Origin of the sequence: uncultured Abiotrophia sp. (genome assembly GCF_938010525.1) — a bacterium.
Lineage (GTDB): Bacteria > Bacillota > Bacilli > Lactobacillales > Aerococcaceae > Abiotrophia.
Genome location: NZ_CALLVK010000021.1, coordinates 192,086 through 208,430, shown reverse-complemented (window position 1 = coordinate 208,430; position 16,345 = coordinate 192,086). Strand labels below are relative to the sequence as shown.

Below are 16,345 nucleotides of genomic sequence, written 5' to 3'. Positions count from 1 at the left end.
AGGGGTACTGTATGATATCACCTGAAGTGAAGTTAGCCGTTCAACAACTATATCGTGAGTCAGGAATGGTTTTTCGCCCAGATGAGCTAGAAGCAATTGAGTATGCAGATTTTGGGCTTAATGATTTTGAACGAGAAGGATTAAGTCTTATCATTTATGATAATAACGAACGCTACTGTGCTAAAGAACTTGTATTATTACCAGGGCAAATTTGCCCTGAACATCGTCATCCTGAGAGAAATGGTCAGCCAGGAAAGCAGGAAACTTTTCGCTGCCGCAAGGGCTCAGTAGACTTATTCGTTGAAGGTCCTGAGTCAGGTGGAAGAGATCAGGTTCCTTCAGGCAAAGAGTCAGTATATACGGTTTTCCACCATATTCATTTGGAACCAGGGCAGCAGTTTGTGATTAGTCCTAACACAAAACACTGGTTTAAGGCAGGACCTGAAGGCGCGATTGTCTCGGAATTTTCTTCTTCTAGCGATGATGCTAGCGATATTTTCACGGATCCTAATATTCGACGTGTGGAACCATAAAAAGGAGGTGAAGTTTCATGGCGTATGTGCTAGGGATTGATTTAGGAACAACGAGCCTTAAAGGCTTAGTCGTGGATAAACAAGGACAGCTTGTTGCCCAGGCGCAGGTTGGCTATGAAACGCAGCACCCACAGCTAGGTTATTCTGAGCAAGATCCGGCTGTCTGGACAGGCGCTATGGATGAGGTGATGGAGCAATTAATCAGGTCTTTACCTGAGATTGCGAGTGGCTTAGAAGCCATCTCTTTCTCTGGGCAGATGCATTCACTTGTTATGCTAGACCAGAAAGGCCAAGTTTTGCATCCCGCTATCTTATGGAATGATGGTAGGACCCACGAGGAGTGTCAAATTCTGGAACATACTTTAGGGAAAAGGCTAATCGAAATTAGTAAAAACGTTGCCTTACCTGGATTTACACTACCTAAATTACTTTGGGTAAAAAGAAACTTACCTGAAATTTGGGCTCAGATACAATATTTTCTCCTGCCAAAAGACTATTTGCGCTATTGGTTGGGTGCTCCTATGCAAATGGATTATTCAGATGCCTCAGGCACCTTGTTACTTGACATGAAGCAAAGCAAATGGTCGGAAGAATTGTGTCAGAGTTTGGATATTTCATTGGAATGGTGCCCGCCTTTGGTCGAATCTAAGTCGGTTGTTGGTTGGCTTCGGCCGGAACTTGCCCAAAAGTGGGGGCTGAAAAAGCCTGTTAAGTTGGTAGCCGGTGGAGCAGATAATGCCTGCGGAGCTTTAGGGGCTGGATTAGTTTCAGAACAAGGCCTTGTAAGTATCGGGACTTCGGGAGTCTATCTGCAACTAGGGGCCTTACCTGATGAAACTTCTGGACGGACTCATGTTTTCCAACATGTTGTGCCTGACCAGTACTATCAAATGGGGGTTACGCTAGCAGCAGGAGATAGTCTCAAGTGGTATAAGACACAGTTTATGCCTGACTTAAGTTATGAGCAGTTATTTGAAGCAATAGCAGAACATGACGCTAAGGAGGCTATTCCATTATGGTTCACTCCTTACTTACAAGGTGAACGCTGTCCTTATCCTGACAGCATGGTGCGAGGAAGTTTTATGCATCTCGATATTAGTCACGGCCCGCTTGATTTAGCGCGTAGCGTCGTAGAGGGGGTTACTTTCTCCTTACGAGATCTGATTCAACTAGTAGAAGAAGAAACTAAGGTCACCCCGACTTTACTTCGATCTATTGGAGGTGGAAGTCAATCTGGCTATTGGTGCCAGCTCCAAGCTAATATCTTCGCTAAACCTATTGTCACGATTCAGCCTGAACAAGGTCCTGGCTTAGGAGCTGCCATGCTAGCTGCGATGGCGATGGGATGGTTCGAGAGTTTTCAGGCCTGCCAGGAACAGTTCCTAAGACTGAATCAGCAGTTTAATCCTGAAGAGGATAAAGTCCAACATTATCAAGAATTATACGAGGTATACGGACAGATTTATTCTCGTACGCGCAACCTGACAGATTAGTTTTTTGGTCTGACCATAAATAGCCGAGCCATAGCAAATGAATGGAGCCAAGATCTTAGGGAAGATAAGGTCTTGGCTCTATGATTATTCTAAGAGAACCCTGCTCTGTAACCAAACTGTAAGCCACAAAAAAATGCGAGAGGCAGCTCTTTGGGCTATATATAGAGGGAGGGGTCTTTATGTATGCGGCTTTGAATGGAGCAGGTAAGTTGGTCTATGCCAGTCAGGTGGCGGGATTAGTGGGGGAGGGGCCCTGGTTCTGTCCACGCTGCCATCAACCGCTTAAATTGCGGTCAGGGAGACGGGTTAGACCCCATTTTGTTCATGTGGAAGGGGTCTGTGGGCAAACTAAATTAAGTAAACGCCAGGTCATGGAGTCGGAGCGGCATCAAGCGGCCAAGCGCCTTTTAGGTCAGACCTTCCAAGCCCAAGGCGAGCGTGTTAATTTGGAGTATTATTTGCCTTCTTCGGGGCAATTTGCGGACCTCTACCTGCCCCAACGTCAGTGGGTGGTGGAGTACCAACAATCGATTATTTCTGCTCAGCTTCTAGCTAGTCGGCAGGCGGATTACCAAGCCTTGGGTCAGACAGTGGTCTGGCTACTATCAGCTGATGTTCTAAGCGGTAAGTTTAAGACCCGTTGGAAACAAACTTGCCTGCATTATGCCCCTGCTTGGGGCTATTATTGGCTAGCCCTAGATGTGGAGGGCGCCTGCCTAGTTCAGGATTTTAATCTGCCCTTGGTCTATTCTCGCTTGTCCTATACTTACCAAAGTCGTACCCTCTTACTGAAGTCTTTGTCTCAGCAGGCCTGGCAGGCGGATTGTCTGGCTTATAGTGCTTGGCTGTGGCCAAGGGCTTGTCACTGTCGAGAAGGCCAAGCTGTTAGCCAGGTACGTAGCCATTTGCTGGCTGGTCACCAATCTTATTGGCGTCAACTCTATCAGGAGAGGATTCAGGTAGGCGACTTGCCGGCTTGGTGCCTGCAAGGGTGCTATCAAGTCCTAGTCAGCCCTGAGCCTGGCTGGGTCTGGTTGGCCTATCAGGCTACTTTTTTGAAGGAAGTTAGGGAATCTAATCAAGGTTTTACAAGACATGACTGGTTGCTTTTCCATGAAAGGCTAGTTCGGTCTGGCAAAGTTCATCTTGTTCCAACGCCTTTGTTAGGCGAGGAGGGGCGAGCTAGACTGCTGCCTGAAATTTGCCAATCATTCCTTCGGCTGTGGCAGTGGCAAGGCCACCTAGCCTTTGATCGAGATAGGGGGCTTTATCGCGTTGTTAGCTAAGGATTGGCATGTCAAACATGATCCATGTGACTAAAAGGGCACTTCTTCCTCCTCTTCAAGGGCTTTCAATTCAATTTACAAGTGAATTGTGCTAGAATTTATTATGTCTAACTATTTACTAACTTTAAGATGAGGTGACCTTATGTCAGAAGAAACATTACGCACGCGTGAACAACAACCTGAAGCCTTTACCTGGGACCTGACTTCGCTCTATGCCGATGCCGACCAATGGCAGGCTGAATATGACAAGGCAGAGGCCATGGTAGCGGACTTAACATCCTACAAGGGCACCCTGGATCAAGGTGGCGCCCACTTAGTGACTGTTATTGAGGCTATTCAAGCGGCTTGCTTAGTGGTTGAGCGTCTCTACGCTTATGCCCACTTGACCTATGATCAAGATTCAACCAATAGTGCCTCTCAAGTTCTCAATGCTCGAGCTATGCAACTATACAGTAAGTTGGCAGAAGCCATTGCCTTCTTCGACCCTGAACTTTTGAGCTTGCCATCCGAAACGCTGGAAGCTTACTTCCAAGAAACACCTGAATTGGATTTCTACCGTCAGTACTTGGATGATATTACCCGTGGGCGTGCCCACACCTTGTCGGCTTCTGAGGAGACGCTCTTAGCGCAATTAGGTGAGATTTTCAGTAGCTCTTATTCTACTTTCTCCTTGTTGGACAATGCTGACTTTGTCTTCCCAACCATTGAAGGGCCGGAAGGGCAAGCGGTACAATTAACACACGGGACCTATGGTCGTCTCTTGGAAAGCACTGACCGCCGTGTTCGCCGCGATACTTTCCAACAATACTACACTGTCTACAACCAGTTCAAGAATACCCTGGCCAATGTCTTATCCACTAACATTAAGACCGATAACTACAAGGCCAAAGTCCGTCACTATCCATCAGCGCGGGCAGCCGCTCTTTTCCGCAATAATGTGCCGGAATCCGTTTATGACACCTTGCTAGAGACAGTGGGCGATCACTTGGGCTTACTCCATCGTTATACCGCCTTACGTAAGGATCTCTTAGGTCTAGATTCGCTAGAAATGTATGACCTTTATACGCCACTTCTTGGGGATGCTCCAATCAAGTTCAGCCAAGCGGAAGCGCGGGATATCGTTATGGAAGCTCTGGCGCCGATGGGACCAGATTATTTGGAAATCATGGCTAAGGCCTTCGACGAACGTTGGATTGACTGGTATGAGAACAAGGGCAAACGCTCAGGCGCATACTCAGGTGGGATGTATGACAGCAAGCCTTATGTCTTACTCAACTGGCAAGACAATATTAATTGGCTCTTCACCTTAGTTCATGAGTTGGGTCACAGTGCGCATTCTTACCTATCTCGCACTAACCAACCTTATGTTTACAGTGATTATTCAATTTTCTTGGCTGAGATTGCCTCAACTACTAATGAAAATCTCTTGACGGACTACCTCTTGAAGAAATATCAAGATCCGCAAATCCGCCTCTATGTCCTCAACCACTTCTTAGATGGGGTTAAGGGGACGGTCTTCCGTCAAACCCAATTTGCGGAATTCGAGCACTTCATGCACCAAGCAGATGCAGACGGGACACCATTAACTCACGAATTCTTGACGGAGAACTACCGTAAATTGAATGCTAAGTACTACGGACCAAGCGTTAACTCTGACTCTGAAATCGGGCTAGAGTGGTCGCGGATTCCACACTTCTACTACAACTATTATGTCTTCCAATATGCGACTGGCTTCTCTGCGGCCACCTTCTTCGCAGACAAGATTGCCGCTGGTGACAGTGACTTACTTGAAGCCTACAAGGGCTTCCTTAAGTCAGGTTGCAGCCTCTATCCAATCGATACCATGAAGAAGGCTGGTTTGGATATGACGCAACGTGATTATATTGAGGCAACCCTCAAAGTATTCGAAGCACGTTTGAACGAGTTTGAAGCCCTCTTGGCAGAAACTAAATAATCCAATAAACTGGGGAAGCGAGCCTTCTCCAGTTTTTTCTTAGCTATGGGGTTTAGAACTGAGCACTACTTTTATTTTCCCACCACAACTGCTAGAAATCTGGCGCTATCCGTGATAAAATTTAAGTATGCGACTTTCTGAGAATATGAGGGATTGAATGAAAAAATTTGAATCATTACCGGCGGAACTGCAGACCGAGCAGGTGCGCCCATATTACGAGGCCTTGGCCGCTAAACGCGGGCAACTATTCTTGAAACGGGCCTTCGATATCTTGGTGAGTGCTATCTTGCTACTCTTACTCTCACCAATTTTACTCTTCTTCGCTATTTGGATTAAGCTGGACTCACCAGGGCCTGTCTTCTATCGCCAGGAGCGGGTGACAACCTACGGCAGAATCTTCCGGATTTTCAAGTTCCGGACCATGAAGGTGGATGCGGATAAGATGGGGTCTTTAGTGACCCTCAAAAATGATGACCGTATTACCCGTGTTGGACATGTCATTCGCCGTTATCGCTTAGATGAACTACCTCAATTGTTGAACATCTTAACAGGGGATATGAGTCTGGTTGGTACGCGACCTGAAGTAGCCAAGTACGTGGCTGCTTATACGCCTGAGATGAAGGCTACCTTGCTCTTGCCAGCAGGGGTAACCTCTACGGCCAGCATCCTCTTCAAGGACGAGGAAGAATTGATTGCTAAGTTCATCTTGGAGGGGATGGAAGTGGATGATATCTACATCACCAAGGTCCTACCAGAGAAGATGCACTATAACTTATCCTATCTCAAGAATTATAGCTTTCTAGGCGATTTGAAACTCATGGTTCGAACTGTCTTGAAGGTCTTCAAATAAAGGAGCGTTTGCTATGAAAAAATGGAATATTCCCTACTCACCACCTGACTTAGGCCAGGAAGAAATTGATGAGGTAGTGGATACCCTCAAATCCGGTTGGATTACCACCGGCCCTAAGACTAAAAAATTAGAAGTAGAGCTTTCCAACTACACTCAGACGCCACGGACAGTCTGCTTAAATTCAGCTACTGCAGCATTAGAATTAATCTTACGCGTCTTAGGCATTGGGCCTGGCGATGAAGTCATTGTGCCAGCCTTGACCTATACGGCTTCTTGTGCGGTGATTGAACACGTAGGAGCGACGCCTGTCTTAGTTGACTTGCAGTCGACTGGCTTTGAAATGGATTATGACTTATTGGCAGCTAGCCTAACGGCTAAGACCAAGGCGGTAATCCCGGTTGAAATCGCTGGGATTCCTTGTGACTATGACAAACTCATGTCAGCCCTAGAAGCCAAGAAGGATCTCTACCAAGCTAATCCTGATCATGCGATTCAAGCGCTTTTTGATCGAGTGATTGTTATTTCGGACTCTGCTCACGCCCTAGGGGCAACTTATAAGGGTCAACCAGCAGGGACTTGGGCGGACTTCACTTCCTTCTCCTTCCATGCTGTTAAGAACTTTACGACTGCAGAAGGCGGAAGCGTGACCTGGAAGGCTCGTCCAGGCCTTGATGATGACGAACTCTATCGTCTCTTCCAAGTCTTCTCCCTACATGGGCAAACCAAGGATGCCTTGGCTAAGACCCAGCTAGGGGCATGGGAATATGATATTGTCATCCCAGGTTTCAAATGTAACATGACCGATATCATGGCCAGCATCGGCTTGGTACAATTACAACGTTATCCAGGTCTCTTGGCTCGTCGTCAAGAATTAGTGGCACAATATGATCAAGGTTTCGCTGGCACAGCCATTAAGCCTTTGCCTCATCAAGGCGCGGATTATGAATCTTCTCGCCACCTCTACATTACCCATATTGAAGGGGCTAGTCTGGAAGACCGTAACCGCATCATCAACTTGATGGCGGAGCGGGGCATTGCAACCAATGTCCACTACAAACCACTGCCACTGCTCACCGCCTATGCTAATATGGGCTTTAAGATGGCGGACTACCCAAATGCCTATGCTTATTATGAAAATGAAATTACCCTACCTTTACACACCCGTTTGACGGATGAAGAGCTAGCCTACATTATTGAAAGTTTCCGTGAGGTTGTGACCCAAGTCCTTGAGAAAGGAGCCTAGTCCTATGTTAGTATCAATTATCACGACAGCAATGAACGAAGAGTCCTATTTGCCAGGCCTCTTCTCAGATTTCCTCAATCAGACCTATCCCCACGATCAAATTGAAATTATCCTCATGAATTCCATGTCGACCGATAAAACCCGAGATCTGATGCTAGATTTTCAAGCTCAGTTCCGCGATGAATTCTACGATATCCAAGTCCATAACAACCTACGCAAATCACTGGCGGCCGGCTTGAATGAAGGCATTAAGGTGGCACGCGGGGAATGTGTCCTTAAGGTAGATGCCCATGCGACCATTCCTGAAGATTTTGTGGAACAGAACGTGGCGGTTATTTCTCAGGGAGAATTCATCTGTGGCGGTAAGCGTCCGACCATCATTGAATCAGATGATCCATGGAGCAAGACCCTGCATCAGGTGGAAGAAGCCATGCTAGGTAGTAGCATTGCCTCTTACCGTAAGGCTGATAGCCCTCGCTATGTCAAATCGATTTTCCATGGCATGTATAAGAAGTCTGTCTTCGACCATGTTGGGGAACTAGATGAGCGTCTAGGCCGAACAGAGGACAATGAAATCCATGACCGTCTGCTTAAGGCTGGTTATCAGATTAAGTACGATCCTAGAATTGTCTCCTATCAATATATGAGACCTAACTTCCAAAAGATGGTTAAGCAAAAATATAGCAATGGTTACTGGATTGGCATGACCAGTCATGTTCGGCCATCTTGCCTATCGCTCTATCATTTTGTACCATTTGTCTTCACCTTAGCGGTGATTTTCTCTATCCTTATGTTGCCTGTAACAGGCTGGTTCTTAGGACTCTTGGCCCTGGCCTACTTTGGCGCTATGGCTACCGTAACAGGTCTCACGATCCGTAAGGAAGGCTTCCTACCACACTATTTGGCCATGCCCTTCCTCTTGTTAGCAGTCCATCTAGCCTATGGGGTAGGAACCATTGTAGGGCTCTTCAACGGTTTACGTTGGCGACAAGAATACTTTGCTGCTGAGCAAGACCAAGAAGAGACAAAGAAATCCGTCTAGCCCTTATGAAAGGAAGATATCTATGTATTCAAAACAAATCGTAAAGAACTGTGCTAATGCAAGTTTTATCCGTAAGATGTTCGAAAAAGGCCTGGAGTTGGCCAAGCAATATGGTCCAGAGAATGTCTATGACTTCTCCATCGGGAATCCCTTTGCTGAACCACCAGTAGACTTGCGTGAACGCATGAAGGAATTGGTCGACCAACCTGGTGTACACCGCTATATGCCAAACGCTGGTTTCCCAGATGTACGCGAGAAGGTGGCTGCTTATTATAGCGCACGCTCTGAAAAGCCAATCCCTGCTAGCCATATTGTCATGACGACCGGGGCAGCAGGTGCTCTTAACGTCTTGTTCAAGGCTATCTTGAACCCAGGCGAGCGCATCGTGACCTTCGCACCTTACTTCGTTGAGTATGGTTTCTATGCTCAAAACGTGGGCGCTCATTTGGATACAGTAGAAACCGAATCAACTGACTTCTTACCAAATATCGAAGGCTTGCGCCAGGCCATTCAACCTGATACTCGGATTCTCTTGTTGAACTCTCCTAACAACCCAACCGGTCGCATCTATTCACGTCAAGATTTAGAGGCAGTAGCTGGGGTATTACGTGAAAAGTCAGCAGAATTTGGTCAACCAATTTTCTTAGTGTCAGATGAACCTTATGCGACCATTACCTACGATGGCCACCAAGTGCCGAATGTTCTCGATATTTATGAACATGCTATTGTGGTTAACTCCTTCTCCAAGTCCCTAGGCTTGGCGGGTGAACGGATTGGTTACATCGCGGTTGGGGCAGATGTGCCAGAAGTGGAAACTTTAATGGATGCCCTGATCTTCTGTAACCGGACCTTGGGTTTCAACAATGCGCCTGCTTTGGCTCAAAAGGTCGTAGCAGAGTTCCTGGATGTCTTGCCTGATGTAGCGGACTACCAAGCTAAACGTGACCTGCTCTATAAGGAACTAACGGCCCTTGGTTTCGAGACCAACTTGCCAGAGGGGGCTTTCTACTTCTTCATGAAGGTGCCAGCTAATTTTGAAAGTTCTGTTGAATTTGCTAACTATGTAGCGGACAAACACCAAATCCTGGTCGTGCCAGGTTCTGGTTTCGGCTGTGAAGGTTATGTCCGTCTGTCCTACTGTGTCAAGATGGAAGTAGTTGAGCGTTCGCTCAAGGCTTGGCAGGCTCTAGCGGCTGAGTTAGGCCTCAAGAAATAAGCAAATTATTTAAAACTCCTCCTTGTATCGACAAGGAGGAGTCTTTTTGCATAAAGTAAATCCCAAGTGACATTGAGCCACTTGGGATAATCATTGCTTTAAGCCTGGTTAAAGGCATCTAGAAAGCGACGAAGTCCGGCGCGACCTTCTGAGGTTTGTTTGTAGACTCCAGCGTCTTCAAGGACGCGGGCGAATTTAGCGCCCACAGCTGCTTGGAGTAGACGATCGACTTGGTCAGGGATTACATCAGGATGGCTAGCAGCCAAGTCTTGAGCCCAGCTTTGATGATAGTCAGCTACTTGATCCAAGGAGGCTTGGCCTAGTAAGAAGTCCTTGATGGTGGCTAGCTCGCCCACTAGGCGAGGTGGCAAGATTGCCAAGCCCATGACTTCAATCAGGCCGATATTTTCTTTCTTGATGTGTTGCACGTCAGGATGTGGATGGAAGAGGCCATCCGGATAGGTCTCGCTGGTCCGGTTGTTGCGCAGCACCAAGTCCAACTCGTAGGCGCCATCTCGACGTCTAGCGATTGGCGTAATAGTATTATGCGGGGTTTCTCCACTAAAGGCCAGGATGTCACAGGATTCATCACTGTAACCACGCCAGAAGTCGAGGAGCGCCGTCGCTGCATCCACCAGTGGGGCTTTATCCTGGCTACGTAGGCGAATAACAGATAAGGGCCATTTGACTAACTCAACGCTTAAATCTGGAAAGGCAGTGAGATTGGCAGTGTCATAGGCCGGAGCCTGATCCATAGGGAAGGTGTGACGCCCGCCCTGATAGTGGTCGTGGGAGAGAATTGAACCGCCCACAATTGGTAAGTCGGCATTGGAACCGGCGAAATAATGTGGTAGTACCTCGATAATGTCCAGCAGATGCTCAAAGCAAGCACGGTCGACCTTCATGGGCACATGCTCCTGGTTGAGGAAGATGCTGTGCTCGTTATAGTAGACATAAGGCGAGTACTGCATGCCATAGTTTCCGCCACCTAGCGATAGACGAATCAGGCGGTGGTTCTGGCGAGCGGGATGATTGGTGCGTCCACGGTAGCCTTCGTTCTGCATACAGAGCAGGCACTTAGGATAGTGGCTTGGCTTAGCTAATTTAGCCGCGGCAATATCCTTGGGATCCTTCTCAGGTTTGGAAAGGTTGATGGTAATCTGTAAGTTGCCGTAGTCGCTGGCCGCGCTAAAGGCAATATTCTTGGCAATGTGGCGGGTCTTAATATAGTCATTGGCCCGCGACAAGGCATAGAAATAATCGGTCGCCCGTTCAGGCGCTTCTTGGTAAAGAGCCCAGAAACGTTGGTTGAGCACAGAAGGTAGAGGCGTCAACAAATCCATAATAGCCGCCTCAAAGGCTTCGCGGCCGAAGGCAGAGTCTGCAATTAAGCCTTGTTCCAGGGCATAGGCTTCTAACTGGTCTAGATAATCCAAGAGAGTCAGCCCAGAATCTAGGGCTTGGTCACAAGGATCTAGTCCGTCTAAAGCTAGACGTGCTAAAAGCTGGTTGACGGTGTAATCGTAATCTAAGGGGTCTAGCCAGCCATCTTGGATGGCGCGGCTGACAAAATGGTGGATGGTTTGGTCAATTGGAATAGTCACAGCGTTCGTCCTCTCTGCTTGCCTGGTTTTTTGACAAGCATTCATCATGATTTAGTCAGCTAGAGCGTGGGCGCCAGCGCCAACTTGGGCAATATAGAAGCTAGCAGGGTAGCCAATACTTGCCTCATAGGCTTGGCCAATGGCTGCTTGAACAGCCTCAACGGCATCTTTAGCTACTAAGGCAATGGCACATCCGCCCATGCCGGCACCCGTCATGCGAGCGCCTAGGACGCCTTCTTGTTGCCACGCCGTGTGAACTAGGGTATCGAGCTCACGACCGGTCACTTCATAGTCTTCCTGTAAGCTCAGATGAGAAGCATTAAGGAGTTGGCCGAAAGTCTCCAAATCACCAGCAGTCAAGGCTTCTTTGGCTTGGACCGTCCGTTGATTCTCGTAGACCGCGTGTTTAGCCCGGCGCTCTAAGACTTCGTCATTAATCAGATGACGGCTAGTTTCAAAGCCATCAGGGCTCAATTGGCCCAGACTTTGGATTTGCATGCCACCTGCTTGCAGACGGCGCAGGGCTTCCTCGCACTGGCTACGACGTTCATTATATTTTGAATCTGCTAACTCGCGGCGTTTGTTGGTATTCATAATCAGTACTAGGTGTTCGCCGAAAGCCGCAGGGACTAGTTCATAATCTAGGCTATTAGTATCCAGATAGATGGCCATGTCTTTGGCCCCCATGCCGATGGCGAATTGATCCATGATACCAGAATTAACGCCAATGAAGTGGTTCTCGACTTGTTGGCCAATCTTGACTAAATCTAGACGGGTTAAGGTCAAGTCGAAGAGGGATTCCAACGTAATACCTACCAATAATTCCAAGGAAGCAGAACTTGAGAGACCTGCCCCGTTAGGGATATTGCCATATACCAAGAGGTCGAAGCCTTGGTCGATGGTGTGGCCGGCTTGGCGCAAGAATTTGACTTCGCCTTTGACAAAGTTAGTCCAGCTATCTTCTGGTCGATTGACTAGCTCTTGTGATAGATCAAAGCTGATGAGGCCAGCTTCTTCGAAGTTGAGAGAATAGCAACGAACTAAGCTATCTTGACGTCGACGGGCAATACCGTAGGTCCCTTGGGTGATGGCACAAGGGAAGACCCGTCCACCATTATAGTCTGTGTGTTCACCAATCAGGTTAATTCGCCCAGGCGCGAAGAAGGCCCGGCCGGGTTCAGATTCAAAAACTTCTTGAAATCGAGTGTGTAAAGCAGATAATTCCATACAAGTTCCTCCTAGTACTAGCTAGATAATTGAGTAATATAGTTCTATTATACGACTAAATGTAAGGGTGTTCAATGTTATTTCTAACAGAATTTTTATCCTTTTTGGGTAAGGACCCTTTACGTTTACTTTTTAAGTCCAATTTCGGTATAATAAGGAGGTGAGAAAAATAGGAAAGGAGGGTGGCGCCATGATTCGCAGTGTCCCCCTGAACGCCCAGGATGTCTGGATTAATATTGAAGCGGATGCCCTAGAAAAACATCCCGAGTGGATCGAGGAGTTCGACTTGGACGATGAGATAATCGAATATGCGGCCGACCGTAATGAGCGGGCTCGGGTGGATTATGATCGCCAGAGCCATACCTTCGTCCTGATTTTCAATGTGCCCAATCGCATTAAGCAGACCCGGCACTATGAGACCGTACCGATGACCTTCATCGTTCAAAAGCATCGCCTGATTACAATCAGTAACGAGGAAAATGCCTATATTTTACAACGTATGCATCGCAATCTAGAGTTAGAGCCAGAGCAAAGCCTCTTCGGCTTTCTATTCGAAGCCCTCTATCGGGTGACGGATGAGTACTTCCCTTTGGTTGAAGAAATCAACCGTGAACGAGATCAGTTGACCCGGCTCTTGCGTGACAAGACCACGAGGGAGAATCTCCTGGCCTTATCGGATATGGAGACCGGCATGGTCTATTTCATCACTGCCAGCAAGCAGAATACCGTCCTCTTGGAGCAATTACGGACCTTATTGGTTTTCCGCTCGCTAACAGAAGTGGAGCGGGAGCAATTGGAAGATACCCTGATTGAAGCGCGCCAGTTAGTGGAAATGACCCAGTTGACCGGCCAAACCCTACAACAACTGTCAGACACCTATAACAATGTCTTAAATAATAACTTGAACGATATTTTTCGAATTCTGACCAAGCTAGAGATTATCCTCATGGTACCGACCTTTGTGACCGGCTTCTTCGGTATGAACGTGCCGATTCCCTTTGCCAATCATCCTCTGGGCTGGTTGATTACCTTGATTATTAGTATTGCTGGATGCTTAGTGATTAATGGCGTCCTCAAAAATCTCTTGGCCCGAAAATAAGAAAGGAGGCTCCCCATGATTAGCATGCGACCAATCAACGAGACAGATAGCTGGCTCAATATTGACGTGGACACCATTGCCTCCCGGCCGGACCTCCTCAGTCAATATGGCTTAGATGAAGAGATTGTCGAATACGCCCTGGACCGTAATGAACGGGCTCGGACCGAATATGACCGTGAACGCAATACCTTTATTATCATCTATAATGTCCCTAATCCCATTAAACAGGATTACCACTATGAGACGGTGCCAATGACCTTTATTGTCCAGCCCAACCGACTCATTACGATCAGCAATGAGGCCAATGCTTACCTAATCCCAGAATTCAGCCGTTATCTAGATGCCAACCCTGGGGTTTCGGTCTTTACCTTCCTATTCGCTTCACTCTATACCGTGTCTGAACAGTATTTCCCTTTGGTTGAGAAAATCAATCAGGAGCGCGACCAGCTTAACCAGGTTCTCAGACAGAAGACCACCAAGCAGAACCTCTTCGCCCTGTCGGACTTGGCTACTGGGGTTGTTTACTTTGTCTCCGCCACCAAGCAGAATGTGGTGTTGTTGGAACAACTGCGGACCCAGTTCATGTCTCGCCTGCTAGATGAGGCAGCGCGCGAGGAGTTGGAAGACTCCTTGATTGAAGCCAAGCAATTGGTGGAAATGACCCAGTTGACCTCGACTATTTTGCATCAATTGTCGGGCACCTATAACAACGTCCTGAACAACAACCTGAATGACACCATGAAACTCTTAACCATTGTGTCCATTCTCCTGACGATTCCAGATATTATCACCTCCTTCTTCGGGATGAATATGCCTTTGCCTTTTGAGCAAGATGCCATGGGCTGGGTCTATATCTTGTTAATCTCGGCAATTGGCTGGGTGATTGGCCTAAGAATCCTCAACTATCTCATGGATAAGAAACAATAGCGATTAAGAAAGGGGGGTAGGCGCCGTATGGCCTTGATTGAACAAGAAGTAAAAATTGCCTTGGAGGCTGAGAGCTTTGCTCGACTTAAGGCGGGTTTGGGGCTAGATGGGGTGGCTCCGCGCCAACAGGTTAACCACTATTACGATAGTAAGCAGAGCGCCCTTAAGGATGCCCGGGCTGCCTTGCGCCTACGGCAATATGACCAAGTGAGTGAGTGGACCTTCAAGCAGGCTTTGGATCAGTTCCAGGCTCTGGAGATTACACAGACTAATGTGGGGCGTCTTGATTCGGTGCCTACTAGCCTGGCAGGCGCTTGGATTGAGGATAAGGGCCTCTTAGCCGCCTTAGCCCAAGTAGGCCTAGAGCCCAAGGACTTAGTTATGCGCTATGGTTTTCAGACTCATCGCTGGACCCTAGACTTAGGCTGGGGTGAGTTGGTGCTAGATCAGACTCTTTATGGTGATCAGGTCGATTATGAGCTAGAGTTAGAATCTCAAGACCTGTCCTTGGCTCAAGACTATATAGCCAAATTAAGCCACACCTACGATTTTCCGCTCCTAGCAGCTGATAAGAAAATTGCCAGAGTTAGCGCCTATTACGCCAAATTAGAGAAGAATAAATGAGCCAGTGGTCCACTCTTTGGAGTGGACCACTAGCAGCATGGGAAAAGGACGAAAAGGGCCCAAAATGCCGAGAAAGCCGAGAGCCAGTGGTCCACTTTAAAGAGTGGACCACTGGCTGCATGGAAAACGTCGGAAATAGCCCAAAACGATGAAAAAGCCGAGGGCTAGTGGTCGATTTAAAGAGTGGACCACTAGCTAACTGAGAAATAAAGGAGAACAGTCCGCTTGATCCCAGCAGAGCAAGATTCAGTCTCAATGTCTTTTAGCCGGGCTATAAGGCATTTCATTAGAACTTGTCTATTCTTTGTGTTAAGATAAATTTAAGAAATCCAGTCGGAGAGGAGGGAATGTCGCATGCCACAAGAACAAGTGGCCTATCAAGTATCAGGCCATGGTCAGGCCAGATTATTTGAGTTGTATCTCTTTGTTAACCCCCTAGGGCAAGATTGCCGCAGAGTAGAACGCGAACTCAGCCGTGCGATTAAGCAAATGCCGGCCAAGACGGATGTGCATATTCTCTGCTTTACCAGTCAGCCCCTCATTGCCCGTTACATGATGCAGCTAGGTTATGAACCTCAGGATTTGCGTCATCGCAACGAGATCTTCCAGAAGATTTATTCTGCCACCTTGGCTTACCGGGCAGCGGGTCTGCAAGGCAAGCGCCGTGGCCGTCAATACCTCTACGAAATGCAAAGCCGCATTAATTCTGATTTAGAACGGCTGACGGATGACTTTTTGGCCAACTTAGCCTGTGATATTGGCTTGGACTTGGCTCTCTTCGAGAGCGACCGACGTTCTCAATACGTCAAGGAACTCTACTATCGTGATCAAAAGATTGCGCTCGAGATGAAAGTACAAGATACACCGTCACTCATTATTTTTGAACAGTGTTCCGGAGACTCCGGCATCCTCTTACAAGGACCGATGGAGTGCCAACACATTCTGGAACAAGTGGACTTATTAATGGATAAAACCTGCTGCCCTCGACCTACTCGGTTGAAGCTGGTCGCAACAAAAAAATAATAAGAGAGAGGCTAGAACTTGGTTCTAGCCTTTTTTTATACAGCAAAGAAAGTCATGAAAATATATCATAATAATTGAATTATTTAACTTTTTAATCGATGGCGGATATATAGGGCTCTATATGCACTAATTCAAGTAAGTTAGGTATATATATTAAGATAATATAAGAAAGCTAAAAAAGATAATAGATCCACTAAAAATGACGCAGAGGGATCTATTGTGAC

General features: G+C 47.3%; 14 protein-coding genes. 12 read left to right on the top strand and 2 right to left on the bottom strand.

What is annotated here, in order from left to right; genetic code table 11:
• The first annotated feature begins 11 nt into the window (after window positions 1–11).
• The 8 genes from Q0339_RS05585 to Q0339_RS05550 all read left to right on the top strand — a co-directional run bounded on the left by Q0339_RS05585 (window position 12) and on the right by Q0339_RS05550 (window position 9,617).
• On the top strand, window positions 12–533 hold the full coding sequence (locus Q0339_RS05585) for a D-lyxose/D-mannose family sugar isomerase (RefSeq protein ID WP_298077832.1): 522 nt from the start codon (window positions 12–14) through the stop codon (window positions 531–533).
• A gap of 17 nt (window positions 534–550) precedes the next feature.
• Window positions 551–2,026 carry a xylulokinase gene (xylB, locus tag Q0339_RS05580; RefSeq protein ID WP_298077830.1) on the top strand — a complete coding sequence of 492 codons (1,476 nt, stop codon included), beginning with the start codon at window positions 551–553 and terminating at the stop codon, window positions 2,024–2,026.
• 179 nt (window positions 2,027–2,205) lie between these two features.
• Complete coding sequence (locus Q0339_RS05575; protein ID WP_298077829.1) at window positions 2,206–3,312, top strand: competence protein CoiA family protein; 1,107 nt, start codon at window positions 2,206–2,208, stop codon at window positions 3,310–3,312.
• A 142-nt stretch (window positions 3,313–3,454) separates the two neighbouring features.
• The gene (gene pepF, locus Q0339_RS05570) at window positions 3,455–5,266 is read left to right on the top strand and encodes an oligoendopeptidase F (RefSeq protein WP_298077828.1); all 1,812 of its coding nucleotides are present in this window, start codon (window positions 3,455–3,457) and stop codon (window positions 5,264–5,266) included.
• A gap of 157 nt (window positions 5,267–5,423) precedes the next feature.
• Complete coding sequence (locus Q0339_RS05565; protein ID WP_070756291.1) at window positions 5,424–6,116, top strand: sugar transferase; 693 nt, start codon at window positions 5,424–5,426, stop codon at window positions 6,114–6,116.
• A gap of 13 nt (window positions 6,117–6,129) precedes the next feature.
• Window positions 6,130–7,359, top strand: coding sequence for a DegT/DnrJ/EryC1/StrS aminotransferase family protein (locus tag Q0339_RS05560; protein WP_298077827.1), 1,230 nt, complete (start codon window positions 6,130–6,132; stop codon window positions 7,357–7,359).
• Between the two features lie 4 nt (window positions 7,360–7,363).
• Window positions 7,364–8,401 carry a glycosyltransferase family 2 protein gene (locus Q0339_RS05555; protein ID WP_298077826.1) on the top strand — a complete coding sequence of 346 codons (1,038 nt, stop codon included), beginning with the start codon at window positions 7,364–7,366 and terminating at the stop codon, window positions 8,399–8,401.
• A 22-nt stretch (window positions 8,402–8,423) separates the two neighbouring features.
• Window positions 8,424–9,617, top strand: a complete 1,194-nt coding sequence (locus Q0339_RS05550) for a pyridoxal phosphate-dependent aminotransferase (protein ID WP_298077825.1) — start codon at window positions 8,424–8,426, stop codon at window positions 9,615–9,617.
• Between the two features lie 98 nt (window positions 9,618–9,715).
• Here the strand turns inward: Q0339_RS05550 and galT are convergent, their stop codons facing one another.
• Together galT and Q0339_RS05540 are read right to left on the bottom strand one after the other, a co-directional pair.
• The gene (gene galT / locus Q0339_RS05545) at window positions 9,716–11,215 is read right to left on the bottom strand and encodes a UDP-glucose--hexose-1-phosphate uridylyltransferase (RefSeq protein WP_298077929.1); all 1,500 of its coding nucleotides are present in this window, start codon (window positions 11,213–11,215) and stop codon (window positions 9,716–9,718) included.
• Window positions 11,216–11,272: 57 nt separating this feature from the next.
• A complete protein-coding gene (locus tag Q0339_RS05540; protein WP_298077824.1) occupies window positions 11,273–12,448 on the bottom strand; it encodes a galactokinase in 1,176 nt (391 codons plus the stop codon).
• A 190-nt stretch (window positions 12,449–12,638) separates the two neighbouring features.
• Here Q0339_RS05540 and Q0339_RS05535 point away from each other — a divergent pair, with 190 nt between their 5' ends.
• The 4 genes from Q0339_RS05535 (at window position 12,639) to Q0339_RS05520 (ending at window position 16,121) form a co-directional block, all read left to right on the top strand.
• Complete coding sequence (locus Q0339_RS05535; RefSeq protein ID WP_298077823.1) at window positions 12,639–13,547, top strand: magnesium transporter CorA family protein; 909 nt, start codon at window positions 12,639–12,641, stop codon at window positions 13,545–13,547.
• 15 nt (window positions 13,548–13,562) lie between these two features.
• Window positions 13,563–14,474 carry a magnesium transporter CorA family protein gene (locus Q0339_RS05530; RefSeq protein WP_298077822.1) on the top strand — a complete coding sequence of 304 codons (912 nt, stop codon included), beginning with the start codon at window positions 13,563–13,565 and terminating at the stop codon, window positions 14,472–14,474.
• A gap of 27 nt (window positions 14,475–14,501) precedes the next feature.
• Window positions 14,502–15,098 carry a CYTH domain-containing protein gene (locus tag Q0339_RS05525; RefSeq protein WP_298077821.1) on the top strand — a complete coding sequence of 199 codons (597 nt, stop codon included), beginning with the start codon at window positions 14,502–14,504 and terminating at the stop codon, window positions 15,096–15,098.
• Window positions 15,099–15,452: 354 nt separating this feature from the next.
• Window positions 15,453–16,121, top strand: a complete 669-nt coding sequence (locus Q0339_RS05520) for a DsbA family protein (protein ID WP_070756299.1) — start codon at window positions 15,453–15,455, stop codon at window positions 16,119–16,121.
• Window positions 16,122–16,345: the final 224 nt, after the last annotated feature.

Excerpts from the sequence above, each read along its gene's own strand:
- Q0339_RS05535 (WP_298077823.1), top strand. The coding sequence starts at position 12,639 with ATGATTCGCAGTGTCCCCCTGAACGCCCAGGATGTCTGGATTAATATT.
- Q0339_RS05585 (WP_298077832.1), top strand. The coding sequence starts at position 12 with ATGATATCACCTGAAGTGAAGTTAGCCGTTCAACAACTATATCGTGAG.
- xylB (WP_298077830.1), top strand. The coding sequence starts at position 551 with ATGGCGTATGTGCTAGGGATTGATTTAGGAACAACGAGCCTTAAAGGC.
- Q0339_RS05550 (WP_298077825.1), top strand. The coding sequence starts at position 8,424 with ATGTATTCAAAACAAATCGTAAAGAACTGTGCTAATGCAAGTTTTATC.
- pepF (WP_298077828.1), top strand. The coding sequence starts at position 3,455 with ATGTCAGAAGAAACATTACGCACGCGTGAACAACAACCTGAAGCCTTT.
- Q0339_RS05520 (WP_070756299.1), top strand. The coding sequence starts at position 15,453 with ATGCCACAAGAACAAGTGGCCTATCAAGTATCAGGCCATGGTCAGGCC.
- Q0339_RS05525 (WP_298077821.1), top strand. The coding sequence starts at position 14,502 with ATGGCCTTGATTGAACAAGAAGTAAAAATTGCCTTGGAGGCTGAGAGC.
- Q0339_RS05565 (WP_070756291.1), top strand. The coding sequence starts at position 5,424 with ATGAAAAAATTTGAATCATTACCGGCGGAACTGCAGACCGAGCAGGTG.
- Q0339_RS05555 (WP_298077826.1), top strand. The coding sequence starts at position 7,364 with ATGTTAGTATCAATTATCACGACAGCAATGAACGAAGAGTCCTATTTG.
- Q0339_RS05560 (WP_298077827.1), top strand. The coding sequence starts at position 6,130 with ATGAAAAAATGGAATATTCCCTACTCACCACCTGACTTAGGCCAGGAA.
- Q0339_RS05575 (WP_298077829.1), top strand. The coding sequence starts at position 2,206 with ATGTATGCGGCTTTGAATGGAGCAGGTAAGTTGGTCTATGCCAGTCAG.
- Q0339_RS05540 (WP_298077824.1), bottom strand. The coding sequence starts at position 12,448 with ATGGAATTATCTGCTTTACACACTCGATTTCAAGAAGTTTTTGAATCT.
- Q0339_RS05530 (WP_298077822.1), top strand. The coding sequence starts at position 13,563 with ATGATTAGCATGCGACCAATCAACGAGACAGATAGCTGGCTCAATATT.